A 496-nucleotide genomic window follows, 5' to 3' on the forward strand; every position below is an offset into this window, starting at 1 on the left:
TTTCTGGGTTCCTAAAGAGGCTAGATGGGCAGAGATAGTTAAAAGTGCAAAAACTCCAGAAATTGGAATAAAAATTGATGAGGCTATGTACTCTATTGAAAAAGAGAATAAAACATTAAAGGACGTTTTATATAAAATATATTCAAACTCTCTTTTAGATAAGGGAAAACTAGGAGAGTTAATAGATATAGTTGGTGGAATTAACTTACAAGCTAAAACAGATAAAGGACAAGATGTTCTTGGTCAAGTTTATGAGTTTTTCTTAGGAAAGTTTGCTAACTCAGAGGGAAAAAATGGAGGACAATTCTATACGCCAGAGTCTATAGTTAAAACTATAGTACAATGTTTAGAGCCTACAAAAGGAAGAGTATATGATCCAGCTTGTGGAAGTGGAGGTATGTTTGTTCAATCTGAAAAATTTATAGAGAGTCATAGAGGAAGAATTGGAGATATATCTGTATTTGGACAAGAGAGTAATGGAACTACTTGGAAACTA

The 496-nt window shown here is 32.9% G+C and carries 1 protein-coding gene; it reads left to right on the plus strand.

The genetic code is table 11. From position 1 onward, the window contains the following. On the plus strand, positions 1-496 hold a 496-nt coding region (locus tag L988_RS02105), incomplete at both ends, for a class I SAM-dependent DNA methyltransferase (RefSeq protein WP_047381095.1).

Origin of the sequence: Cetobacterium sp. ZWU0022, from assembly GCF_000800875.1 — a bacterium.
Taxonomy (GTDB): Bacteria; Fusobacteriota; Fusobacteriia; order Fusobacteriales; family Fusobacteriaceae; genus Cetobacterium_A.